This is a genomic window from Spirillospora sp. NBC_01491 (assembly GCF_036227065.1).
In the GTDB taxonomy this organism is placed as follows: domain Bacteria; phylum Actinomycetota; class Actinomycetes; order Streptosporangiales; family Streptosporangiaceae; genus Spirillospora; species Spirillospora xylanilytica.
In genome coordinates this window covers 5,534,943-5,557,572 of record NZ_CP109432.1, presented here as the reverse complement: position 1 = coordinate 5,557,572, position 22,630 = coordinate 5,534,943, and the positions used below count along the sequence as shown (strand labels likewise).

Genomic DNA, 22,630 nt, shown 5'->3' with positions numbered 1-22,630 from the left:
CACGCTCGGCCGCCGTCACCCTGACGCCGGTGTCACAGGCAGGTCGACCGCATGAGGTCCAGGTAGCGGCCCGCCCAGTCGCGGAAGGTCCACGCCTCGGGCCACCAGCGCAGCCCCCGGCGCTGGAAGAACTCCCACAGCAGGGCGCGGTCGAGCAGCAGGTAGGCCGCGGCCCGCTGGGGGAAGCCCGGCCTGGGCGGCCTCCGCGCCAGGTAGGCGGTCAGGAAGGCGCGGGCCGGCTCGGGGCCCTCGTCGAGGTAGGAGCAGAGCGTCCGCGGCAGATCGGACTCGGCGTCGCCGAAGTAGGACTGGGCGAGGTCGAAGACGCCGCCGACCGTCCACCTCCCGCCATCGTGGACGACGACCAGGTTGCCCTCCTTGTAGTCCTCCATGACCAGGCGGGGCTGGAAGGGGACGGCGATCGCCGGGGCCCCGGCCGCCATGACGGACCCGGCCCAGGCCAGGTCGGCGGAGGTGGTCGCGCCCCGGTCGTGCGCGCATGCGGTGGCGAGCCGGGCTTGGACGCGGTCCGCCGCCCACCTGCCGTACTCCGACGGCCCGGGGTACGTCCGCGCGGGATCCGGCAGCGCCCAGGCGGAGGCGTCGGCCGGCTCCAGGGGGACGACGGCCTGGGCGGCCGGGTGGTAGCGGCCGGGATGGTCCCAGGTGAGCGCGTGCATCTCGGCGAGGTTCTCGCCGAGCGCGCGGGCCACCTCCATCCTCTGCGCGGGCTCCAGGCGGTCGCGGACCTCCGGGTCGGACAGGTGCAGGCCGGGCATCCGCGGCATGACGGCGTAGCTCCAGCCGAAGATCCCGGTGCCCGTGTCGATCCGGTACGGCCAGGGCACCGGGACCCGGGTGCCCTGGGACAGGGCGCGCGTGTAGAAGTGCTCGGCCTGGAACTGCCCGGGGTAATGGGGGTTTCCGCGCAGCACATGTTCACCGGTGCTGCTCGTCAGGAAGAGATTCTGCCCGAAGTGCCCGTGCGGAATCGGCTCGGCGTGAATCAGGCGGCCAAGCCGGAAGTGGTCGAGAGCCGCCTGGAGCTGGTGCCCGGATATCCGTCCGAGGCGTTCCGAGTAGAGGCGTGCCGACGTGTCCATGCCCTTCCTCTCGCATTCTCCGTCCGGCGCCGAACCAGCTCCGCCGGATGAAGCCGAGGAGCAGGACGCCGTAGTTCACCACCCAGAAGACCGACCCCAGGTCGGTTCCGGCGAGCAGCCCACCCGGGTACTTCTGCGCGACGTGGCGGACCAATGCTCCGGCCAGGAGCAGAACCAGGACGATCTGCGGGGCGACCTCCTTCAGGTGCACGCCCGCCAGCGGCACCTTGCGCGTCACGCGGTATTCCGGTTTACGCCGCGGCCCGTAGAGGACGGCGCGCAGGCAGGCGTTGGTGTAGACGAATGCCATGCCCACCCACATCTGTTTGGCCCGCCACACCTCCATCCAGGACGTTCCATTTCCGAGGACGAACATGTACAGGCTGAGCAGCGTGACATAGAAGAGGGAGTACCCGATGTGCGCAACGACGTCGGCCCGGAACAACCGGACGTCGAAGAGCAGGCAGAACGCCGGCGTCAGGATCAGCATCAGGGTGGGGATGCTGGACAGGTAGAAGAGGCCCATTTCCAGGAACTGGAGCCGCTGCCGGAACGACAGTCCCCGGGCCGTCATCGGCGACTTCCAGAAGAAGATCCTCAGCGTGTCGAGCGCCCACGTGCCGAGCTGTTTGTAGACGTTCGGGACGTCCTCCGGCGCGACCTGGCCGATGGCGCCGTCGATGGGCAGGTACGCCCCGTGCAGGCCGTGTTGGAGGGCCACGTAGCCGGAGTAGAGGTCCTCGACGAGATTCCAGGTGGGGAACCCGCCGATCCGCTCCAGGTGCGTCCTCCGCCACACCAGGCCACTGCCGCACGGGAACACCGAATCGGTGGCGGCGCGCGAAAGCAGGATGCCCCGGTAGAAGAACCTCCGCCGGTTCCCGAACGGGTCGCCGGGGCTCACCACCGCGTCCTTGACCGTCTGCACGAACGCGATCCGCGGCCGGTGGACGAGGTGGCCGACCGTGTACCGCAGGAATTCCGGATCGCCGACCAGGTCGTCGGCGTCGCGCGTCTCGACGAACTCGACGGCCGGATGCGCGCGCACGACGAATTCGAGCATCGAGTTGAGATTGCCGTCCTTGGCGTCGCCCCGCCGCTCGGATGTGCGCGTGAGCGGCGGCGAATGGTAATGGAGAAGGACCGACGGGAACCGTTCGCCGAGGGCCTGGACCATGTCGCGCACGGCCGCGCGGTGGCCGTCATCACCGACCACCACGGCGAGCCGGTCGTGCGGCCAATCCTGGGCGAGCACGCTTTCGAGCGTGCGCCGCACCATGTCGACCGGCTCGTTGTAGGTGGGAACGATGACGGCCACCAGCGGCTCAGCGAACGGCGCGGGCGCGGAAACGGCCGGCGGCAGCCGGTGCCAGTTGTTGTGGACGGTGACGAAAAGCAGCAGAACCAGAAATGTGTTCGCCAGCAGAAAAGGAAGGGACAGCCAGAGATCGATGATCGTCATGTCGACGACGATCCACCCGATATACACCAGCGACGCCGCGACCAGGATGGCACCGATCATCCGCCGGACGAGGTCACTTCTCCAGGGATTCCTCACGAAACTTCGGGGAGCGGATTACACTGGCCGGCATGCTGCGGCGTCCCGGCATGCCGGCGGATCTCACCTGAGATGTGACGCTCAGTCGGACGAACCTGGTGGTAAATGTGCACGATCTGCCGCATCGCCCGTTCCAGCGCGCCGTAGTGACCGGCGGCGCCGGATTTCTCGGATCCCACCTCTGCGAGCGCCTCCTGCACCGGGGAATTGAGGTGCTGTGCCTCGACAACTTCATCACCGGATCGCGGTCCAACGTCGCGCACCTCATCGCGGACGAGCGATTCCGGCTCATCCACTGTGACGTCACCACCGCCGTCCAGGTTCACGGCCCGGTCGACCTGGTGCTCCATTTCGCCTCGCCCGCGTCCCCGGCCGACTACCTGCGGCTGCCGATCCACACCCTCAAGGTCGGCAGCATCGGCACCCTGCACGCGCTCGACCTCGCCCGCGAGAAGCGGGCGCGGTTCGTGCTCGCGTCCACCTCGGAGGTGTACGGGGATCCGCTCGAGCACCCGCAGCGGGAGTCGTACTGGGGAAACGTCAATCCGGTCGGCCCGCGCAGCGTCTACGACGAGGCGAAGCGCTTCGCCGAGGCGCTGACCACGGCGTACCGGGCGAGCCACGGCGTCGACACCGCGATCGTCCGGATCTTCAACACCTTCGGCCCGCGGATGCGGCCGGGCGACGGGCGCGCCATCCCCACGTTCATCCGCCAGGCGCTGTCCGGGGAGCCCATCACGGTGACCGGCGACGGCCGCCAGACCCGGTCCATCTGCTACGTCGACGACACCGTCGACGGCGTCCTCGCGCTCGCGGGCGGCCGGCACCCCGGCCCCGTCAACATCGGCGGCACCGAGGAGGTGACGATGCTCGACCTCGCCATGCACGTCCGCGGGCTCGCCGGGTCCCGCTCACCGATCGACCTGGTCGACAGCCCGGTGGACGACCCACGGATGCGTCGGCCCGACACGGCCGTCGCCCGCGAGGCCCTCGGCTGGGCGCCGAAGGTCCCCTGCTCCGAGGGTCTCCAGCGCACCATCGCCTGGTTCGAGGAGCGGCTCGCGGCCGGGCGGCCCCGGGGAGGGGCGCCGGGCCCGGTTCCCTCGATCGGGGCCTGAGCGACCGTCCCCCAAGACCCGGTCCCCGGCCCGGCCACCGGGCCCGGCGGTCATGATCCGCACGGCAGGTCCACGCGGAGCGTCGTGCCCGCCCCGCGCGGGCTGTCGATGCGGGTGGATCCGTCGAGCGCCGCCACCCGGCGGCGGATGCCCGCCAGGCCGCTGCCCGCCTCCGCCCCCGGCTCGGCGCCGCCCCTGCCGTCGTCCTGCGCGACGATCCGCAGGCGCGCGCCCTCGCGGCGGACCGTGACGCGGGCGTGGCCCGCGCCGCTGTGCTTGGCGATGTTGGTGAGCGCCTCGGCGACGACGAAGTAGGCGGCGGCCTCGACCGCCGCGGGCGCCCGTCCGGTGTCGAACTCGGTCTCGACCGGGATCGGCTGCCCGGCCGCGAGCGCCCGGAGCGCCCCGTCCAGGCCCCGGTCGGCCAGGATGGGCGGGTAGATGCCGCGGATCACCGCCCGCAACTGGGTGAGGGCCTCCTCCACCCCCTCCCGCGCCTCCAGGAAGAGCGCGCGGGCCGCCCCGGGATCGGCCTCGAACCGCCGGTCGGCGAGCCCGAGGCGCAGCGCGACGGCGACGAGCTGGGCCTGGGTGCCGTCGTGCAGGTCCCGTTCGATGCGGCGCAGCTCGGCGCCGTGCGCCTCCAGGGCGTCGGCGCGCGTCTCGGCGAGCTGCTCGACGCGCTCGGCGAGGCTGGTGCCGCGGGTGGGACGCAGCAGCGCCTCCGACATCTGGGCCTGCCAGCGCGCGAACCGCGGCACCAGCCACACCAGCAGGAAAACGTACAGGGCCACCTGGAGGAACGGCAGCGTCAGCGCCTTCGTCCAGCTGTCGAGCGTGACGAACGCGGACTGCGATCCCGCCGGCGCCGCCCACCACCACAGCGGCAGGGAGAGCCCGTAGGGGAGCGCCGGCCACAGCGACACCGCGACGACGGTCATCATCACGCCGGTGAGCCCGTGCGCCGCCATCCAGGCCGCGTCCCGCCACACCACCGGGGACCTGACCAGGACCTTCCCCTGCTCCAGGCCGCCGCCCCGCGACCGCCGGTACGGCTCGGGGATCTCGCGGCCCAGCAGCGCCCCCGCCCGGCGCCGCTCGGCGTTCGCGAGCGCGCGCAGCGGCTTCACGGCGTCCGGCAGCCAGGGCAGCGCGATGACCAGCAGCAGCACGAACGCCGTCAGCGGCACGAGGCCGATCAGCGCGGGCACGGACGTGCGCAGGCTCACGACCAGCCGGCCGGTCGCGTCCGCGCTGCGCCTCAGGGGCTTGTTCATGTCACCTCGCGGCTCGCCGGGAAAGGCACGGAGCCCTCACGTCACGTTCACGCTAAGAGCGCACGAGGCCCGGCACACCGGGGCGTGCCCCCCGACCGCTGGTGTAGCGGGCTACACCAGCGGTTCGGGAGTGTGCGCTCATGTGCCCGCCCCCCTCCGAAACCTAGATTCGACCAGGTGAGAGACGCCGCCCACCCGGAGGGAAACATGACCACCACTACAGTCCAGGCGACCGCGGAGGCGGTGCGCCTGGAGTCGGTGACCAAGACCTACGGCGCCGTCCGCGCCCTGGACGGCGTCACGTGGACGTTCCCGCGAGGCGGCTTCACCGCGGTCATGGGGCCGTCCGGGTCGGGCAAGAGCACCTTCCTGCACTGCGCGTCGGGGCTCGACCGGCCCAGCGAGGGCGGCGTCCGGATCGGCGGGGTCGACATCGGCCGGCTCAGCGAGGCCAAGCGGACGCTGCTGCGGCGCAAGCGGATCGGCTTCGTCTTCCAGGACTTCAACCTGATCCCGTCCATGGACGTCGAGCAGAACATCACGCTCCCGCTCCAGCTCGGCGGCCTGGAGGCCGACCCGGCGTGGCTGGCGGAGGTGGTGCGCCGGGTCGGGCTGGCCGACCGGCTGCGGCACCGCCCGTCCGAGCTGTCGGGCGGCCAGCAGCAGCGCGCGGCGCTGGCCCGCGCCCTGGTGACCCGCCCCGAGGTGGTCTTCGCCGACGAGCCGACGGGGGCGCTCGACCCGCGCACGGCCCGCGAGGTCCTCCGGCTCCTGCGCGAGGCGGTCGACACGACCGGCCAGACGCTCGTGCTGGTGACCCACGACCCGCTGGCGGCGGCCTGGGCCGACTCGGCCGTGTTCCTCAGCCGCGGCCGGATCGTCGACGAGATGCTCCGCCCGACCGCCGCCGCCGTGGCGTCCCGCTGGGAGTCGCTGTGACGAGGAACAAGGGCGCGTTCGCCGGGGTGTTCGCGGCGCTGCTGTTCGCCGCCGCGCTGATCGGCGCGTGCGGGGTGCTGGTGGAGTCGGCGGCGCGGGCGCACGCGCCGGTCGAGCGGTTCGGCGCCGCCGAGGCGGTCGTGACGGGGCGGCAGAGCGTCAAGGTGCGGGTGAAGCGGATCGGCGAGGGGCCGGAGGAGCAGAGCCGCCCGCTGGCCGAGCACACCCGGGTCCAGGCTGCCGTGGCGCAGCGGCTGCGGACCGTCCCCGGCGTCCGGGGCGTGGTCGCGGACGTGTCCTTCCCCGTCCTGGCGCCCTCGGGGCAGGTGCTGAACGGCCACGGCTGGGACTCGGCCGCCCTCCGCCCCTACCGGCTGAGCGCCGGGCGGGCCCCGCAGGCACCGGACGAGGTCGTCCTGAGCCGGTCGGCCGGTGTCGCGCCGGGCGGGCAGGTCCGGTTGCAGATGAACGGGTCGCCCCAGCGGTACCGGGTCACCGGGCTGGTGCCGTCCGGACCGGACGCGGCGTTCTTCACCACCGCGACGGCGGCGGCCCTGTACGGCCACCCCGGCCAGGTCGACGCCCTGGCCGTGCTCGCGGACGCCACGGTCTCCCCCGCCGCCCTCGAGAAGGCCGCGCCCGGCCTCACCGTCGCCACCGGCCCGGCGCGCGGCGACGCCGAGGACGTGGCGGTGTCCGCCGCCCGGCCCGACATCCTCGGACTGGGCGCGTCGATCGGCGGCGTCGCGGTGATGACGGCGCTGGTGGTCGTGGGCGGGCTGATCGCCCTGTCGGTGCGGGAGCGGTCGCGCGAGTTCGCGCTGCTCCGCGCGATCGGCGCGACGCCCTGGCAGGTGCGCCGGCGGCTCCTGCGCGAGACGCTGGCGGCCGGGCTGCCCGCGGCCCTGCTCGGCGGCGTCCTCTCACTGGCGCTCGGCGCCGGGATGCACGCCGCGATGGTCCACAAGGGCGTCCTGCCGGACGGCTTCGACCTGTCCCTCAGCCCCCTGCCGGCGCTGGCCGCGTTCGGCGTCACGCTGCTCGCCGCGCTCCTGACCGCGCTGGCGGCCTCGCTGCGGACCTCGCGGATCCGTCCCGTCCAGGCGCTGGGCGAGGCCGCCGTCGACCCCGCCGGGCTGCCGCGCTGGCGCGCCGTCACCGGCGTGGTGTTCCTGATCCTCGGGCTGAGCGCGCTCGGCGCGTCCACCACGACCACCGGGCCCACCGCGAACGCCTCGATCGGCGGCCTGGTCATCTCCCTGATCACCGCGACCGCCCTGCTCGGCCCGGTGGTGGCCGGGTTCGGCAACCGGGTGCTGGGCCGCGCCGTCCGGCTGGTGGCGCCGGTGAGCGGGCGGATGGCCCAGCACGCGAGCGGCGCCGCCGCCCTGCGCGCGGGGTCGGTCATCACTCCGGTCGCGCTGGCCATCGCGTTCGCCGGCACCCAGTTGTTCGCGCAGACCACGGTCGTCCAGGCGACGGCCGAGCAGGCCGCCGCGGGCAACCGCGCCGACCAGGTCCTGGTGTCGGCCGGTCCCGGGCTCCCGCAGGGCGCCGCCGACGCCGCCCGCCGGGTGCCCGGCGTCGCCGCCGCCACGCCGGTCAAGAACACCACCGTGGTGATGGCGGTCAAGGAGCTGGGCGAGAAGAACCTGCAATCCCTGACCGCCCGGGGCATCGGCGCCGGGTTCGAGGCGACGATGGACCCGAAGCCGACCGCCGGCCGGATCGGCGACCTGCGCGACGGAACCGTCGCGCTCAGCCGGGACGTCGCCGGCGGCCTCCGCGTCGGTTCCACGGCCCCGCTCTGGCTCGGCGACGGAACCCTCATCAAGCCCCGCGTGGTCGCGCTGTACGAGCGCGGTCTCGGCTTCGGCGACGTGCTGCTCCCCCATGCCGTGGTCGCCGCGCACTCCTCCACGAGCCTGGACGACAACGTCCTGGTCAAGGGGAAGGCCGACCTCCGGCCGGTCGGCGCCGCCTACACCGGAGTCCACGCCATGGACCGCGCCGAGTTCGGCGCCAGGTTCTCCCAGCAGCTCCGGCTCCAGGGCTTCGTCGGCTACGTGGTCGTCCTGGCGATCGGCGGGTTCATCGTCATCGGCCTGGTCACCACGCTGGCGCTGGCGACGGCGGCGCGGCGGCGCGAGTTCGCCCTGCTGCGCCTGGTCGGCGGGACGCGTCGGCAGGTGCTGCGGATGCTGCGTCTGGAAGCGGCGATCATCCTCGGCACCGGCGCCGCCACCGGAGTCCTCATCGTCACGGTGACGCTGATGGCGCTCGCCATGGCGGTCACCGGGCTCCCGGTGCCTGCGGTCTCCCCCGTGACGGTCGCGCTGCTCCTCCTCGGCGTCGCCGGCTCCGGCGCCGCCGCGATCCTCCTCCCGGCACACGCGATGCTGCGCCGCCGCACCTCCCCCAAGATCTCCGCCTCCTGAAGCCGCGCAGCCCCGCCCCGCCGCGGAACAGCCGGGCGGGGCGGGGCGGGCTCATAGGTGAGGGGGAGTCGGGGGTCAGGGGATGAACTCGATCTCCGGGTAGCGCGGCGAGGGGCTCTTCAGCAGGTCCCCGTCGCGGTGGCGCAGGTGCAGGTCGAAGAAGGCGCCCAGGTAGGCGCGCTGGGCGGCGACGGCCCGGTCCGCGTCGACGGTCCCGATGGCCGCCTCTATCTTGGCGATCACCTGCGGCGAGAGCGGGCGCGCCTTGGCGATCTGCTGCGACAGCGGGGACAGGTCGGTGTAGGTGTGGTGCGCGGAGTCGCGCAGGCGCAGGTCGAGGCGCCACCCGCGCAGGTTGGCCCAGAAGTCCTCCCAGGACGAGTCGTTGTCGCGTCCGTGCGTGGCGTTGCCCATCAGCATGAACGGACGGTCGAGGCCGGTGGACTTGACGGGTCCGATGATGCTGCCGTCCAGGTCGACGCCGGCGCGGATCCGGCGGTCCTGCGCCATGACCTCCGCGGCGGTGTCACCGCCGAGCGAATGCCCGAACATGCCGGTCCTGGCCAGGTCGAGGCCGCCCCGCAGCCCCTGCGGCAGGCGGCGGTGCTCGGCGTCGGGGTTCTTCCCCGCGTTCAGCTTCGTGAGCTGGTTCAGGACGAACTTGGTGTCGGCCTCGCGGACCCTTAGGGCCTTGGCGTAGTCCTCCTCGGACGGGTCGGACGGCTGCTTGGCGAACTCGAGCCTGCCGCCGGGGAACTCCACGAACGGGGTCTCGTAGGTGTGGTCGATGGTGACGACCACGTAGCCCCGGCTGGCCAGGTCCTCCACCAGCGACGTGTTGAGGGCGCGCTGCCCGCCGTAGCCCGGGGAGAAGAGCACCACCGGGTTGCCGCCGGCGCGGGCCTCGGCCGGAGCGTCCTGGAAGGCGTGCGTCGTCGGGAAGTCGACGTCGTCCATCGGTATCTGAAGGGTCTGGCCGGTCTCCTTCCGGTACAGCTCCAGCGACGCGGGCGGGAGCCAGGCCGCGCGCCGCAGGCCCTGCGTCCGTCCGGCCGGGTACCAGACGCTGACCATCAGCTCGCGTGGCGACCGGGACGAGAGCCACGGGTCCCGTCGCGAACGGTCGACCAGATGCAGCGACGTGGTCCCGATCCGCCGCGGGCCGGACGGCGCGGGCAGCTTCAGTTCCACCCGGCCCTTCCGCTCCCCGGCGGCCGTCAGGGCGGCCTTCGCCGCCGATGCGGTGGCGGGGGCGTCGCCGTGCCCGTTCGCCACGGCCACTCCCGCCGTGGCGAGCACCAGCCCCGCCGTCCCGGCCGCGGCCAGTGCCCACCCGCGTGCCGGACGGCGTATCAGGCCGCGTGTCCTTGCGCTCATACAGTTCCCCTGCCGCCAGTCGGTGATTGGAGATCGTCGACTGAGAGTCGCACCGGGGTGAGGGCGGCACCAGGCCGCGAGCACGAGGCCAGGGTAGGACCGGGGACAACCCTGACCCGCCCTCCGGGACCGACCCTGGGCGGCCGGCGTCAACGGCCGGGATGCGCCGGCCCGGCCGTCGAGCCCGCTCGGCTTCGGCGGCAGAAGGTTCACCAACGCCCACAATTCGGGCCCTGTTAGAACGACCATGACCTGCCCGTGGGGTATTGATCTTCCAGTGCCGGGGACGTTGCAGGAACACGGCCGCGTCTCAATGTGCGCCACGACGGCGTGCGACGCGGCAGCGGGGGGGCCATGAGTTGGACATTCGTACGTCGAGTGGCCGCGTCGGGGGCACTTGCCGGAATATTCGTCGTCGTCCCAGTGGCCCTGCCGCCAGTCCTTGCCGCAGATCGGACCGGGCTTACGCCGTCAGGCGACACCAAGGCCGCGAAGCCCGGCTCGCACGCGCCACGACCACCTCAGCTCCCGCGAAATTTCCGCGGGACCGGCAAATGGATCGTCCGGGATCTGGGCATAACGGTCCCGTTCACCTGGGCGGGCAGAGACGGCGACAGCCAAATGGTCGCGGGCGGCCCGCAGTATCCGATTTGGTTCACGAACCTGATCTACCGGAACTCGCTCTACACGCTGACCTATAAATGGCCCGGTCTCAACGAGCATCAGTGTTCGAGAATCCCAGGATTCAATCTGGGCCTGTTGAACCAGAAACTCAAGACAGCACGGTTCGTCGGGCGGGAGACCCTGCAACGGAATCCGCGGCGGCAGGTGAATCACTGGAGGGTCGGTGCCGTCGTGCCGCAGCTACCTCCGGGGAACCATCTCCGATTCCCGCTCGGGATCGGCGACATCTACGTCGACCAGCACAATCCAGGCACCTTCTGGCAGGTGCTGCAATTCGGTGTCCAGAATCTCTACGACCCCGAGCTGGACGAGTGGCTGGTCATGGATAGGTTCGAGCACCACCCCGGAAGGGTCGCGCTTCCCCGCCGGTGCATGACGCCATCGTGAACTGGCGAGCACTCGCCGCCCCGCTCGTCCGGCTCCGCACCTGATCCAGGAATCCGGCCCTAGCCGACGCGCTGCATGGCCTTCTCGCGGCGCCTGGCCACGCTCGACCCCGACTCCCGGCGGGCCATCCTGCGCAGGACGACCGGCGCCACGGCCATGCCGAGGACGGCCCAGGCGCCCAGTACTCCGACGGTCTCCAGGTGCCGCCAGGAGTCGCCGATCTCGACGCCGGCCGCCGCGTCCGGGAGCAGCGCCGAGCGCATGCCGAGGCCGAGCCAGTAGAACGGGAAGACCTGCGCGATCCCTTGCAGCCAGCCGGGCAGCGACGCGATCGGGTAGAAGATCCCGGAGATCGCGATCATGCCCAGGGTGGGGAGCATCATCAGGCCCTGGGCGCGCGCGTTGGAGAACACCGATCCGAGCACCGCGCCGATCGGCAGGGACGCCGCCAGGCCCAGGACCAGCACCCAGGCCAGGGTCAGCCAGGAGCCCGGGTCGCCGATGGCCAGGCCGTCGATGAGGAGCATTCCGGGGACCATGAAGATCGCGAGGTCGGCGACCAGGCCGCCGGACACCGAGACCATCTTCCCGATCAGGTAGCCGGGCACCCCGTCCGGCACCGCCTTCGCGCGGAGCAGCGTGCCGTCCTCGCGCTCGGCGGTGAGCTGCTGGCTCATGGAGACCATGCCGACCGCGACGTTCATGCCGACGATGCTCGGCAGGACGAGGGTGCCGAGCAGGAACCCCGAGTGCCCGAACGACAGATCGCGCAGGAAGAACATGACGACCAGCATCGACACCGGCCAGAAGAAGTGGTTCCACAGGTCGCCGCCGTTGGTGAACGACTGGCGCAGCTCGATCAGCCCGCGGGACCAGCCCGCACGCAGCGCGACGAGGGTCATCGGGCCGCCTCCCGCGATCCGTCCGCCGCCGCGCGCGGGCCGGACTCGGCCCGGTGCACCAGCGCGAGGTAGGTGTCCTCCAGCGAGGACCGCCTGACCTCCAGTTCGCTGATCGATTCGCCGTACTCGCGGAACAGCTCGAAGACGAACCTGGTGGACTCGGCGGTGGACCGGGTGAACCGCTCCCCGCCACGGGTCCAGCGCACCTCGTCCCGGCCCGCGATCCGCCGGCCGAGCTCGGCGGCGGTGCCGTCGGCGACGATCCGCCCACCGTTGAGGATCATGATGCGGTCGGCCAGCCGCTCGGCCTCGTCCAGGTCGTGGGTGGTGAGCAGGACCGTGGTCCGGTGCTCCGCGGCGAGGCCGCGCACGAGGTCGTGGAACTCGCGCCGGGCCTCCGGGTCGAACCCGACGGTGGGCTCGTCCAGGAACAGCAGGTCGGGCCGGCCGACGATGCCGATCGCCACGTCGAGCCGGCGCCGCTGCCCGCCGGAGAGCGTCCTGACCCTCTTGTCGGCGTGCTCGGTGAGGCCGACCGCCGCGACGAGCTCGCCCGCGTCCCAGGGGCGCCGGACCAGCTCGGTGGAATGGCCTGCGTAGTAGGAACCGAGATGCGCGAGCAGCTCGCGCACCCGCCATTTGCCGTGGTCGCGCCACGATTGCAGGACGACCCCCACCCGCGCCCGCCACCGCTCGGTGCCGTGCGCCGGATCGGTGCCGAGCACCTCGACCCGTCCGGCCGACCGCATCCGGAATCCCTCCAAGATCTCGATCGTGGTGGTCTTGCCCGCCCCGTTCGGCCCGAGCAGGGCCAGCACCTCGCCATGGCGTGCCCGGAACGTCACGTCATGCAGGACGTCGGCCGTGCCGTAGCGCATGCGCAGCCCGTCGACATCGAGCACGACCTCCTCGCTCGCCGCCGTCATCGCATCTCGCCCTCACCCCGCCCATCGACCTTCAGGAGCAAGTGAAAGCTACGTTGCATTTCAGATCTCGTCAACATATTCATCGCCATAAGTCACGTGCTCACAGTGATTATTGCAATGACGTTGGACGTGAATGCAATGACCCTGCCGAGATCTCGTTGCAATGGACTGGCGGTGAACGCGCCGCCCCGGCCCAGGCCCGCGCCATGAGGTAGATCCAGGGCGCGGGCCTGCTTCCGGACGTGAGGGAGGCGGGGACGTTGAGGACGGCGCGATGGGGGGCCTTGGTCCGGAACTCCTACAGGTGCGGCACCGAGCGGGGCAGTCGGTCCAGCCGGGTGACATCAAGGGCCCAGGTGGGTCCGGATTTCGCAACTGGACGGATGCGACTTGCTGGATAAAGCGAGTTTCACGGCGTTTCGCGGATCAGGGCGATGAGGTGATCCAGGACGACTCCGTTGCTCGCACGCAGGCCGTTGTGCTGGTACTCGTTGGTAATCCAGGGCTTCAGGCCGCGGATGGTCTGAGCGGTGGCGATCGACAGGTCGCGATCGAGGTACATGTCGTCGTAATAGATGGCGGCGGCGACGGGTACGGCGTTGTCGCGCAGGCGGTCGGTGTCATAGAGGGCGGGCCAGGTCCTACGTTCGGCGATCAGGTGTGCCGCCTGGCGGAACGGCCGTAGCGTCGGGTCGGTGTCGAACATCCAGGGGTAGATCATCTCGCCGGTGAACAGGAAGGGCGCGCCCGAGTCGAGAGCCGCGGCGGCGTCGAAGGCGGGGAACTCACTTCGGACGCGTTGAGCCGACCACTGTGTGGCGCCTTCCCCCTGGGCGTAGGTCGCCTCATGCAACAGGGAGTACAGCGGTCCTCCCGCGATCCCGGACAGTTCCCGGTCGACCTCGGACAGAAAGGCGTCTGATGGTTCGGTTCCGCCGGTGAAGGGGTCTTCGAGGAGATAGTGCAGGCACCGGCTGCCGTCGCCACCGCCGAGGATGTTGCCCAAAGACTGAAAGGTCTCCACGGTCAGCGGCCTGCCGCTCGGCAGAACGACCTGATGGTCCCGCAGGTACCGGGCGACGGTGCGGGCTTGCTCGGCGTCGCCCGGGAAGCGGTCGAAGTGTTCGGCGTTCTTGGCGAGGACCCGGGGATACAGCGCGCGGTAGACGTCGTCGGCGGAAGCGCGCACGCCGGGAAGTCCGCCGGTGATGAACGCCTCGGCCAGCCCCTGCGGAGCGAAGGAGAGGTAGGTGACTGTGCACAGGCCACCGAAACTCTGTCCCAGCACGCTCCACGGCCGGTCCCCGATCAGTGACCGGCGGATCATCTCGGCGTCCCGCACGATCGAGTCGGCGCGGAAGTGCGACAGGTAGTGCGCCTGGGCGTCCGGATCGCCGATCTGGGCCAGGAGACGGTGGTCGACGGGGGTGGACCGGCCGGTGCCACGCTGGTCCAGCATCAGCACGCGGTAGTCCTGCATGGCTCGGTGCAGCCAGCCTTCGCCGCCCATCGGGCGGGGGGCGGCCGATCCGGGGCCGCCGCCCAAGAACAACAACCAAGGAAGGTCCTTGCTCGCTTCTCCAGCGGCGCGCACTTCGCGCGCATACACCTGGATCTGCCGGCCATCGGGCCGATCATGATCAAGAGGGACGGTGAAGGTGTGGTCAGTGAGCACGGTGCCGTATCGGCGTGATGTCGACATGTTGCCGATTCTCCTGGTGAGGCCGGGCCGGCGGGAAAGAGAACGCGCGGCTCTGGGTCGAGTCGGGGGATCGGTGTGTGGTCAGGTGAAGTGAGATCACTCGGGGCCGCTGTGGCCGATGAGCTTGCCGCCGAACATCAGCCGATCGGCCGGCTCCCGCGCCGGCGTCACCCGAAAACACCGCGGAGAGGCGGTCCGATCGACCGACGTCGCTCGCACCCCAGAAACGATCGACAGCCCGACAAGGCACACCTTAAATGATCATGGACGGCCCGCGCGGCCCGATTCTGCGGCCCCCCTGGGCACACGGGTGGGTGGGGCCAGGCCCACTCCCGGCCCCACCAGGGCCTCGGCGGGCTGCGCGCGGTGCAGAGTGAGAGCATCGAGCGGAGCGTGAAGGAAGAAGCATGAGACTGCTGGGTCCATGGCCGGCGCGGGCCGGTGTGGGGTTCGTACGGGCGTGCGCCGTGACCGTCGTCAGCATGCTGGTTCCGGCCGTGTGGGCCGGCGCTGTAGCGCTGGGGATCTGGTGGGGGGCGGGTAACCCGTGGTCGTGGTTGGCCCCGTTCGTGCTGGTCTGCGTTGGCGCGCTCCTCCTGCCCCGCCCGGTCTGCGGGATGGTCCGCCTCCTCGTCGCGAAGTGGACCGGCACCGTCGTCCCCGCCGGATACCGGCAGGCCGGGCCGGTGACGCAGATGTCCACCGGGTACTGGTGGAACGGCTTCGGCTACGAGCGCACCGACCGCGACGCTCGCCTGGACCAGCGGTGGCGGGTCCGGTGGAACGACCCCGCCAACTGGCGTGACCTGCGGTTCACGGTGATCGCGCCGCTCACCGCGGGCCTGGTCGCGGCCCTCCCGCCGGCCGGAGCGGCCGTGGCGGTCCTCGGCCTCGTCCAGCCGGGACCGGCCGCGCGCGTCGCCGGGGTGCTCGGCCTGGTCGCGGCCGTCGCCGGGGCCCCGTACGCCTGGCGGCCCATCGTGCCGGTGACCGCCCGCTTCCTGCGCCCCTCGCCCGCGATGGCGATGGCGGACCGGGTGGACGAGCTGACGGCCCAGCGCGCGGACACCACGGTCGCGCAGGCCGCCGAGATCCGCCGGATCGAACGGGACCTGCACGACGGGGCACAGGCCCGCCTCGTCGCCCTCGGGCTCTCCCTGGCGACCGCGGACGTGCTGCTGGAGAGCGACCCCGAGCAGGCCAGGGCACTGCTGCGGGACGCGCGGGCCGGCGCCACCGCCTCGCTGGCCGAGCTCCGCGAGCTGGTCCAGGGCATCAGCCCGGCGGTGCTGACCGAGCGCGGACTCGTCGACGCCGTCCGCGCGCTCGCCCTGGACATCCCCCTCGACGTGGCCGTCAGCGCCGACACCCCGCTGTCCCTGGACGCGCCGATCGAGTCCGCCGTCTACTTCGGCGTCGCCGAGCTGCTGACCAACGCGGTCAGGCACGCCCAGGCGTCCCGGGCGCGCGTCTCCCTCGTCCACGACGGCGCCGGCATCGTCGTCGGGGTCGAGGACGACGGCCGGGGCGGGGCCGGCGACCGGGCGGGCGGCGGGCTCGCCGGACTGCGCCGCCGCCTCGCGGTCTTCGACGGCACCCTGGAGATCACCAGCCCGCGGGGCGGCCCGACCCGTGTGAGGATGGCGCTGCCATGCGAATCGTTGTAGCCGAAGACCTCTACCTCCTGCGCGACGGGATGGTCCGCCTGATCGAGGCGTGCGGGCACCAGGTGGTCGCGACGGCGTCCACCGGGCCCGAGACGCTCGACGCGCTGCGGACGTGGCGCCCGGATGTGTCGGTCATCGACGTCCGCATGCCGCCGACCCAGTCGGACGAGGGCCTGCGGGCGGCCCTCGCCGCCCGCGGCGAGATGCCCGGCCTGCCGGTCCTCATCCTCTCCCAGCACGTCGAGCAGCTCTACGCCCGGGAGCTCCTGGCCGACGGCTCCGGCGGCATCGGCTACCTCCTCAAGGAGAGCGTGTTCGACGCCGACCAGTTCATCGGCGCCCTGGAGCGCGTCGCGGGCGGCGGCACCGCCATGGACCCGGCCGTCATCGCGAAGCTGCTGTCCAACCGGTCGCCGAACCGGGGTCTCGAGCGGCTCACCGAACGCGAGTACTCCGTGCTGGGCCTCATGGCCGAGGGGCTGTCCAACCAGGCGATCGGCCGCCGCCTCTTCCTCAGCGAGAGCGCCATCAGCAAGTACACGACCTCCATGTTCGGCAAGCTCGGCCTCACCGACGACGACGACGGCAACCGCCGCGTCCTCGCCGTCCTCACCTATCTGAACAGGTCCTAGCCCGGTCCGGGCACGCCACCACTCGTCCGGCACCGGTCCGGCGACCAGCGGAAGGGGGCATGGATGCCGGGAGACAGGCTGACCCGCCAGGAGCGCCGCCACATCGCCTCGGGACTGGCCGGAGGGCTCGGGTACGCCGAGATCGCCAGGCGGCTGGGCCGGCCGACGTCCACCGTCAGCCGCGAGGTGTCCAGGAACGGCGGGCGCGGCGGCTACCGGGCCGACGAGGCGCACCAGGCCACGGGAGGACGCGCCCGGCGCCACAGGCCCGCGGCGCCGCCGGAGCCGTCCGCCGCGGTCGGCGCGTACGGACGCGACCCGGAGGCGGTGCGCGGGTTCCTGGAGCAGTTCGCGACCCTGATGACCGAGACGGGCGTCCCGCGGATGCCGGCCCGGGTGCTCACCTGCCTGTTCGCCGCCGACACCGGCAGCCTCACCGCGGGCGAGCTGGTCCGGCATCTGCGGGTCAGTCCCGCGTCGGTGTCCAAGGCCATCGGCTACCTGGAGGGGCTGGGCCTCGTCCGGCGCGAACGCGACCTCCGGGTGCGGCGCGAGCGGTACCACGTCGACGACGACGTCTGGATCCGGGCGTGGACGGCGAGCGCCCAGAAGAACACCCTGTGGTCGGACGCGGCCCGGCAGGGCGTCGGGATCCTCGGTGCGGGCACGCCCGCCGGAGCCCGGCTGGCGGTCATGGGCCGGTTCTTCGCGCAGCTCGGCGACGACATGGCCGGCACCCCTTCCGCGAGCGTCGTCGACGACGCGCTGACCGTGCTCGCCGCCCTCGTGCACGCCGGCGCTCCGCCCGCCGCGCCCCGGCTGGCCGCCGCGCTGGGCTGGCCCCTGGACCGCGTGACCACCGCGCTGGACGCCACCGCCGACCGGCTCACCCCGGCCCAGCGGAAGGCCCTGGGCCGCCCCGACCGCTGATCGCAGCGGCGGAATGTCCGGGTCCGGGGTTGGGGCGGTGCCGCGCTTGTCAGATGTGGGCGGCATTCCCTAGGTTGTGGGCCCGAGCCGTTCGCGGCTCGACTCCCCCGCATGGCCCTTGACCCGCAGGACGGGCGAGGGCCGTCCTCTTACCCTCATGTGCGCGCCGCGCACGTGACCGATCGGTGGCTGGAGTGGGGAGACGCCGTGCTGAACGTCGACGAGGGCGCGCTCGAAATACCCGGCAAGTGGTCCGTGCTCCCCCGGCGCCGGGACCCGGTGCAGGGGCGGGTGAAGGGCGACTTCGAGACCGCAGCTCGGCAACTGCGGCCGCTGGCCGAAGGGGACGCGGATTGGGGCACCGCGGCGTTGGACGATCCGGGCAGCGAACCGCGGCTCGTCGAGGCGGCGCGGGCGCAGCTCGCAGGCGAGCCGACTCTGTTGGGGACCGCCGCGCTCGTCGCAATCCAAGGCTTTGGGATAGTGCCTGACGGGCTGGCCCTCGAGCACGGGCTGCCGTTCGCGGCGGAGGTCCTCGTGGAGGGGTGCGACATCGAGGTCAGATCGAAGCCCGGCCCCGACGGATGGAAGCCCGGCCCCATCGGCCTCCAAGCTTGGGCACGGCATCCGGGCGGGCGGACCGTCTTCGCCTCGGACTGGTCCTGCGCCGCCAAGCGGCTCCGGACGCTGCTGGCCTTCGCCGACGAGCCGGAGTACCGGGCGGCGGTGGCGGCCCTGGCCGGGCATCGCCGGAGCGCGGAACGGCGGATCGTGGTGTCCTACCTCGTGCCGTCCGAGACCGCCTGGGTGGACGAGTGCTGCGCCGATCTGCCGGCCCTCGAACGCGGGGGCGCCGACCTCCGGACCATGCTGCTCTGCTCGCTCGGCACTCCCGAGCAGGTCGCGGCGCTCGGCGAGCTGGCCGTGATCCCCTGTGTGTCGGGAATCGAAGAGGTCCTGGCCACCATGGCCGACGGGATCGGGCCGGCGGTCGCCCCGCTCCTGACCCGCTTGATCAAGTATCCCGGTTCGCGGTTCGGCAAGCCGGCGGTCGAGCTGCTGGGCCGGGTTCCGTCCGACGAGGCGTTCCAGATGCTGCTGGACGGTCTTGGGAAGGAAGGCGTCCGGCCCGGGGTCGCCGAGTTCATGAGGCGCTTTCCCGCGCGCGCGATGCGGGTGCTGCCGCCGGTCGCGGCGGGTGGTTCGCAGAAGGCGGCGGCTGCACGGCGGCTGTTGGACGGGCACATGCTGGCCCACCCGGATCTGGCCGCCGCCGAAGGGCTCACCGTGGAAGTCGTGGTGGAGGCCGGTTCCCTTCCAGCGGCGCTCGTCACGCCGTCCTGGCTGCGCGCTTCCAAAGAGGCCCCCGACCCGGTCGTCATCCCGGGGCTGAAGGCACCGTCCGGAGAGAACCTCGTCTGGGAGCCCGGGGAACGGGAGAAGTGGGCGGCGACGCGCGGCTACTGGACGAAGCAGACGCTCGACGACCACAAGCCGCACCTCCAGAACTACCTGGCGGGCCGGCTGGCCTACCCAGGGCATCAGATCCAGTTGTTCGGCCAGGGGCCCGAGGAGGTCGTCCGGCCCCTGCTGGCCGATTGGAATCTGAAGGAGGCGGTAGACCACAGTGCGGACCTGATGCCCATCGTCGCGCGATACGAACTGGACGCGCGGCCCGCCGCATTTCGGGCGGGCAAGCGTGACGGGGCTGGAAACGGATGGGTCCTGCTCCCTTTTCTTGACGCCGAGGTCACGCGCTTGATGGCCGACCGGCTCGCCCGCGTGAAATCGGCGCGGCGCGTCTCGGACACCTACTTCCGCAGGCACGGCCTCAAGGCGGTGCCCTACCTGGTGCCGGACGCGTTCGGCAAGCGCCGGACCGCCCGCGACGGCGCACTGGAGGCACTGCGGCTCATCGCCTCGATGCACGGCCCCGAGCAGGTCGTCGACGCCGCGCGGGAGCACGGCGACGAGGTCGCCGCGGGCCTGCCGTCCCTGCTGGCCGTCCCGGAAAGCGCGCCGGACGGCGTCCCGGATGCCGAGCCGGTGCCGAAGATCGGCCGCTGGGTGGACGTGGCGCGGCTGCCGCGAGTGCGGCTGCGCGAAGGCGGGACGGTGCTGCCCCTGCCGGCGGCCGGGCACCTCGTCGGCATGCTCTCCCTGTCGGCGTTGCAGGAGCACCCCGATCTGAAGGCGGCGCGCGACGTCTGCGACCCCGCGTCGCTGGCCGAGTTCGGCTGGGCCCTTCTCGAGCAGTGGCAGGCGGCGCGGCTGCCCAGCCCGCTGTGGCCGCTGGAGGCGCTCAGGTGGATCGGGGACGACGAGACCGTCCGCAGGCTCGCCCCCGTCATCGCGGCCTGGCCCGGTGAGAGCGGTCATACACGGGCCGTCCGCGGGCTCTGGGTGCTGGCCGGCATCGGCACCGAGGTCGCGCTGCTGAAGCTGGACACCATCGCGCGGCGGAGCACGTTCAAGGGGCTCAAGAAGGCGGCCCAGGAGACGGTCCGGCAGGTCGCGGACAGGCTCGGGCTGAGCGAGGAGCGCCTCGCCGACCGACTCGTCCCGGGCCTCGGGCTGGACGCCGACGGCACCGCGGTCCTGGACTACGGGCCGCGCCGCTTCACCGTCGGTTTCGACGAGCAGCTCAGGCCGCTGGTCCGGGACGAGAAGGGCAGGCCCCGCACGTCGCTGCCCGCACCCGGCGTGCGGGACGACGCCGTGCTCGCGCCCGCCGCCCGCCGGAGCTTCACCGAGCTGAAGAAGGACGTCCGGGCCGTCGCGGGCGACCAGATCCGGCGGCTGGAGTCGGCGATGGTCGCGCAGCGGCGATGGACGGCGGCGGAGTTCCGCAGGTTCCTCGTCGGTCACCCGCTGATGTGGCATCTCGCCCGGCGGCTGGTGTGGGTGAGCGGGACGACCGGGTTCCGCCTCGCCGAGGACCGCACGTTCGCGGACGTCGACGACGAGGCCATCGCGCTCCCGGACGGCGCGGAGGTCGGCATCGTCCACCCGGTGCGGCTGCCGGCCGCGGCGCTCGGCGCGTGGTCGGAGCTGTTCGCCGACTACCAGATCCTCCAGCCGTTCCCGCAGCTCGGACGGGCCGTGCACGCGCTCACCGAGGACGAGTGCGCCGGGGGACGGCTGACCCGCTTCGAGGACGTCCCCGTGCCGACCGGCAAGGTCCTGGGCCTGACCCGCGGGGCCTGGGAGCGCGGCACCCCCGAAGACGGCGGCGTCGAGACGCGGATGACCCGGCCCCTGCCCGGCGGCCTGACACTGGTCGCCGACCTGGACCCCGGGATCGTGATCGGGCTGGTGGACCACTTCCCCGAGCAGCGGCTCCGGAGCATCGCCCTCGCCGGACGCCGTGAGACACCGCCGACGTTCGGGGACCTCGATCCGGTGACCGCCTCCGAACTGCTCACCGAGCTGACCGGCCTGACCACCCCATGACCGCCACTGCGACGAGCGCCGTCACACCGCCGAGCACCATGACCGTGGAAAGGGAGGCGCGGTCCACGACGGCGCCACCGGCCAGCGCCCCGGCCGAAAAGGTCGCCTGAAACGACGCGGTGAAGATGACCGACGCCGCCTCCGGCGTGTCCGGGGCCGATTTCGCGAACCAGATCTTTGAACAGACCGGAACGGCCCCGTACGCGATTCCCCATACCGCGAGGAGCGCTATCGCGCCGATCTCCGCCGTGCCGAAAACGGGGAACAGCAGGGTCGCGGCGGCGAGCATTCCCGCCGCGACCCCGAACGTGGCCCGCGGCCGGCGCTCCGCCATCGAGCCGGCGATGAAAGTGCCCGCGATCCCGGCCGCCCCGTACAGCAGCAGGCACGCCGTGACCGATTCCGGGCCGAGGCGGGTGACCCGTTCGAGAAAGGGGGCCACGTAGGTGTAGGCGCCGAAATGGGCCAGGACGACGAGAAAGGTGACCAGCAGCCCGGACCTGATGCCGGCGGCCCGGAGCAGGCCGCCGAGCACGCCCGGGCGAGTGACCCGCTCGGCGGGCAGCGGTGGCAGCAAGGCGATCAGCGCGACCAGCACTCCGGCGGTCAGCGCGGCCATGACGGCGAACGCCGTCCGCCAGCCGGCGGCGCCGCCGATGAAGGTGCCCGCCGGGACGCCGAGGACCGACCCGAGCGGGACCGCCGAGAAGATCACCGCGGTGGCCCGGCCGGTCGACCCCGGCGGCACCAGGCGGCCCGCGAGCCCCGCGCCGATCGACCAGAACCCGCCGATGACGATCCCCACCAGCACCCGGGAGACCAGCATCATCCAGTAGGCCGGCGCGACCGCGGCGAGGACGTCGGCCACGGCCAGCAGGAGGACGAGGGCGCAGAGCATCGGCCGCCGGTCGAACCGCCCGGTCGCGACGGTGACGGCCGGGGCGGCGAACGCGGCGAGGACCCCCGGCATGGCCATCATCAGGCCGGCGGTCCCGTCGGAAATGGCGAAGCTGGACCCGATCGGGGTCAGCAGGCCGATCGGGAGTATCTCCGTGGTAACGATCGCAAAAATTCCCAGCATCACCGCGATGACCGCGGGCCAGCCTTTCATATGCGCACTTACAGGCGCCTTCGGCGCGTCTTCGGAACTGATTACCGCAGGCATGTCTTCCGTTTCTTTTGATGAGGCACCATTTCAACGGAAGCCGTCGGCGAGCGCTGGCGGATTCGCGACGCCAACGCGACCGGCGTCCGCGGGGCCAATACGCGGCGGGCCCGCGCTTCCCGGCGGGCGTGCGCATGCGGCCGCTTCGGGTACGGGACGCGTCGAACGGGTGACGCGTGACGGGCCATCACGGAGACGAACGGGCGAAGACCGCGGTTCGGCGGACATGTCCCTCGGGATGGGAAATACTCTCCCGCACGGGAGGCCGCCCCGCGCGGCCCCGGGCTTGACCAGGAAATTCACCGGCGCGGACGTATCCCCGGGCGGCGGTGTGACGTAGATCTTGGTCGGCCGGGAAATATCGGGCCCCGG

17 protein-coding genes are annotated in these 22,630 nt (G+C 72.2%); 8 read left to right on the top strand and 9 right to left on the bottom strand.

Features of this window, described 5'->3' with window-relative positions:
• Positions 1-32: 32 nt before the first annotated feature.
• Genes OHA34_RS25905 through OHA34_RS25895 form a run of 3 tightly spaced genes read right to left on the bottom strand, consistent with a single transcriptional unit; the run spans position 33 to position 2,861 of the window.
• Positions 33-959 (bottom strand): phosphotransferase family protein, encoded by a 927-nt coding sequence (locus OHA34_RS25905; protein WP_329522449.1) that lies wholly within the window; start codon positions 957-959, stop codon positions 33-35.
• Complete coding sequence (locus OHA34_RS25900) at positions 940-2,625, bottom strand: glycosyltransferase (protein ID WP_329519177.1); 1,686 nt, start codon at positions 2,623-2,625, stop codon at positions 940-942. The genes OHA34_RS25905 and OHA34_RS25900 overlap by 20 nt, the downstream gene beginning before the upstream one ends.
• A 32-nt stretch (positions 2,626-2,657) precedes the next feature.
• Positions 2,658-2,861 carry a hypothetical protein gene (locus OHA34_RS25895; protein WP_285940116.1) on the bottom strand — a complete coding sequence of 68 codons (204 nt, stop codon included), beginning with the start codon at positions 2,859-2,861 and terminating at the stop codon, positions 2,658-2,660.
• On the opposite strand from OHA34_RS25895, the gene OHA34_RS25890 reads away from it, so the two are divergent.
• A complete protein-coding gene (locus tag OHA34_RS25890; protein ID WP_329522448.1) occupies positions 2,778-3,779 on the top strand; it encodes a UDP-glucuronic acid decarboxylase family protein in 1,002 nt (333 codons plus the stop codon). The two genes, OHA34_RS25895 and OHA34_RS25890, sit on opposite strands and share 84 nt — an antisense overlap.
• A gap of 50 nt (positions 3,780-3,829) precedes the next feature.
• On the opposite strand, the gene OHA34_RS25885 is transcribed toward OHA34_RS25890, so the two are convergent.
• Entirely contained in the window at positions 3,830-5,056 is a 1,227-nt protein-coding gene (locus OHA34_RS25885; protein ID WP_285939002.1) for a sensor histidine kinase, read from the bottom strand.
• A gap of 207 nt (positions 5,057-5,263) precedes the next feature.
• Here OHA34_RS25885 and OHA34_RS25880 point away from each other — a divergent pair, with 207 nt between their 5' ends.
• Together OHA34_RS25880 and OHA34_RS25875 are read left to right on the top strand one after the other, a co-directional pair.
• Positions 5,264-5,995, top strand: coding sequence for an ABC transporter ATP-binding protein (locus tag OHA34_RS25880; protein ID WP_285939003.1), 732 nt, complete (start codon positions 5,264-5,266; stop codon positions 5,993-5,995).
• On the top strand, positions 5,992-8,433 hold the full coding sequence (locus OHA34_RS25875) for an ABC transporter permease (RefSeq protein ID WP_329519176.1): 2,442 nt from the start codon (positions 5,992-5,994) through the stop codon (positions 8,431-8,433). The genes OHA34_RS25880 and OHA34_RS25875 overlap by 4 nt, the downstream gene beginning before the upstream one ends.
• Before the next feature lie 75 nt (positions 8,434-8,508).
• Here the strand turns inward: OHA34_RS25875 and OHA34_RS25870 are convergent, their stop codons facing one another.
• Positions 8,509-9,810, bottom strand: a complete 1,302-nt coding sequence (locus OHA34_RS25870; protein WP_329519175.1) for an alpha/beta hydrolase family protein — start codon at positions 9,808-9,810, stop codon at positions 8,509-8,511.
• A 354-nt stretch (positions 9,811-10,164) separates the two neighbouring features.
• Here OHA34_RS25870 and OHA34_RS25865 point away from each other — a divergent pair, with 354 nt between their 5' ends.
• On the top strand, positions 10,165-10,881 hold the full coding sequence (locus tag OHA34_RS25865) for a hypothetical protein (protein ID WP_329519174.1): 717 nt from the start codon (positions 10,165-10,167) through the stop codon (positions 10,879-10,881).
• A 59-nt stretch (positions 10,882-10,940) separates the two neighbouring features.
• Here OHA34_RS25865 and OHA34_RS25860 read toward each other — a convergent pair whose 3' ends face one another.
• The 3 genes from OHA34_RS25860 to OHA34_RS25850 form a co-directional block, all read right to left on the bottom strand.
• Positions 10,941-11,783, bottom strand: a complete 843-nt coding sequence (locus tag OHA34_RS25860) for an ABC transporter permease (protein ID WP_285939007.1) — start codon at positions 11,781-11,783, stop codon at positions 10,941-10,943.
• On the bottom strand, positions 11,780-12,709 hold the full coding sequence (locus OHA34_RS25855) for an ABC transporter ATP-binding protein (RefSeq protein WP_285939008.1): 930 nt from the start codon (positions 12,707-12,709) through the stop codon (positions 11,780-11,782). The genes OHA34_RS25860 and OHA34_RS25855 overlap by 4 nt, the downstream gene beginning before the upstream one ends.
• A 409-nt stretch (positions 12,710-13,118) precedes the next feature.
• Positions 13,119-14,411, bottom strand: a complete 1,293-nt coding sequence (locus tag OHA34_RS25850; protein ID WP_285939009.1) for an alpha/beta fold hydrolase — start codon at positions 14,409-14,411, stop codon at positions 13,119-13,121.
• Positions 14,412-14,818: 407 nt separating this feature from the next.
• On the opposite strand from OHA34_RS25850, the gene OHA34_RS25845 reads away from it, so the two are divergent.
• From OHA34_RS25845 to OHA34_RS25830, 4 genes are all read left to right on the top strand, one after another.
• Positions 14,819-16,078, top strand: a complete 1,260-nt coding sequence (locus OHA34_RS25845) for a sensor histidine kinase (RefSeq protein ID WP_329519173.1) — start codon at positions 14,819-14,821, stop codon at positions 16,076-16,078.
• Positions 16,063-16,710: a response regulator transcription factor gene (locus OHA34_RS25840; RefSeq protein WP_329519172.1), complete on the top strand. Its 648-nt coding sequence runs from the start codon at positions 16,063-16,065 to the stop codon at positions 16,708-16,710. Before OHA34_RS25845 ends, OHA34_RS25840 begins: the two co-directional genes overlap by 16 nt.
• 63 nt (positions 16,711-16,773) lie before the next feature.
• Positions 16,774-17,640 carry a GbsR/MarR family transcriptional regulator gene (locus OHA34_RS25835; RefSeq protein WP_329519171.1) on the top strand — a complete coding sequence of 289 codons (867 nt, stop codon included), beginning with the start codon at positions 16,774-16,776 and terminating at the stop codon, positions 17,638-17,640.
• Positions 17,641-17,799: 159 nt separating this feature from the next.
• Positions 17,800-21,093, top strand: a complete 3,294-nt coding sequence (locus OHA34_RS25830) for a DUF4132 domain-containing protein (protein WP_329519170.1) — start codon at positions 17,800-17,802, stop codon at positions 21,091-21,093.
• Here OHA34_RS25830 and OHA34_RS25825 read toward each other — a convergent pair.
• The gene (locus OHA34_RS25825) at positions 21,062-22,204 is read right to left on the bottom strand and encodes an MFS transporter (RefSeq protein ID WP_329519169.1); all 1,143 of its coding nucleotides are present in this window, start codon (positions 22,202-22,204) and stop codon (positions 21,062-21,064) included. The genes OHA34_RS25830 and OHA34_RS25825 overlap by 32 nt on opposite strands.
• Positions 22,205-22,630: the final 426 nt, after the last annotated feature.

Excerpts from the sequence above, each read along its gene's own strand:
- OHA34_RS25835 (WP_329519171.1), top strand. The coding sequence starts at position 16,774 with ATGCCGGGAGACAGGCTGACCCGCCAGGAGCGCCGCCACATCGCCTCG.
- OHA34_RS25850 (WP_285939009.1), bottom strand. The coding sequence starts at position 14,411 with ATGTCGACATCACGCCGATACGGCACCGTGCTCACTGACCACACCTTC.
- OHA34_RS25845 (WP_329519173.1), top strand. The coding sequence starts at position 14,819 with ATGAGACTGCTGGGTCCATGGCCGGCGCGGGCCGGTGTGGGGTTCGTA.
- OHA34_RS25880 (WP_285939003.1), top strand. The coding sequence starts at position 5,264 with ATGACCACCACTACAGTCCAGGCGACCGCGGAGGCGGTGCGCCTGGAG.
- OHA34_RS25870 (WP_329519175.1), bottom strand. The coding sequence starts at position 9,810 with ATGAGCGCAAGGACACGCGGCCTGATACGCCGTCCGGCACGCGGGTGG.
- OHA34_RS25900 (WP_329519177.1), bottom strand. The coding sequence starts at position 2,625 with ATGATCGGTGCCATCCTGGTCGCGGCGTCGCTGGTGTATATCGGGTGG.
- OHA34_RS25825 (WP_329519169.1), bottom strand. The coding sequence starts at position 22,204 with ATGAAAGGCTGGCCCGCGGTCATCGCGGTGATGCTGGGAATTTTTGCG.
- OHA34_RS25855 (WP_285939008.1), bottom strand. The coding sequence starts at position 12,709 with ATGACGGCGGCGAGCGAGGAGGTCGTGCTCGATGTCGACGGGCTGCGC.
- OHA34_RS25885 (WP_285939002.1), bottom strand. The coding sequence starts at position 5,056 with ATGAACAAGCCCCTGAGGCGCAGCGCGGACGCGACCGGCCGGCTGGTC.
- OHA34_RS25840 (WP_329519172.1), top strand. The coding sequence starts at position 16,063 with ATGCGAATCGTTGTAGCCGAAGACCTCTACCTCCTGCGCGACGGGATG.
- OHA34_RS25865 (WP_329519174.1), top strand. The coding sequence starts at position 10,165 with ATGAGTTGGACATTCGTACGTCGAGTGGCCGCGTCGGGGGCACTTGCC.
- OHA34_RS25860 (WP_285939007.1), bottom strand. The coding sequence starts at position 11,783 with ATGACCCTCGTCGCGCTGCGTGCGGGCTGGTCCCGCGGGCTGATCGAG.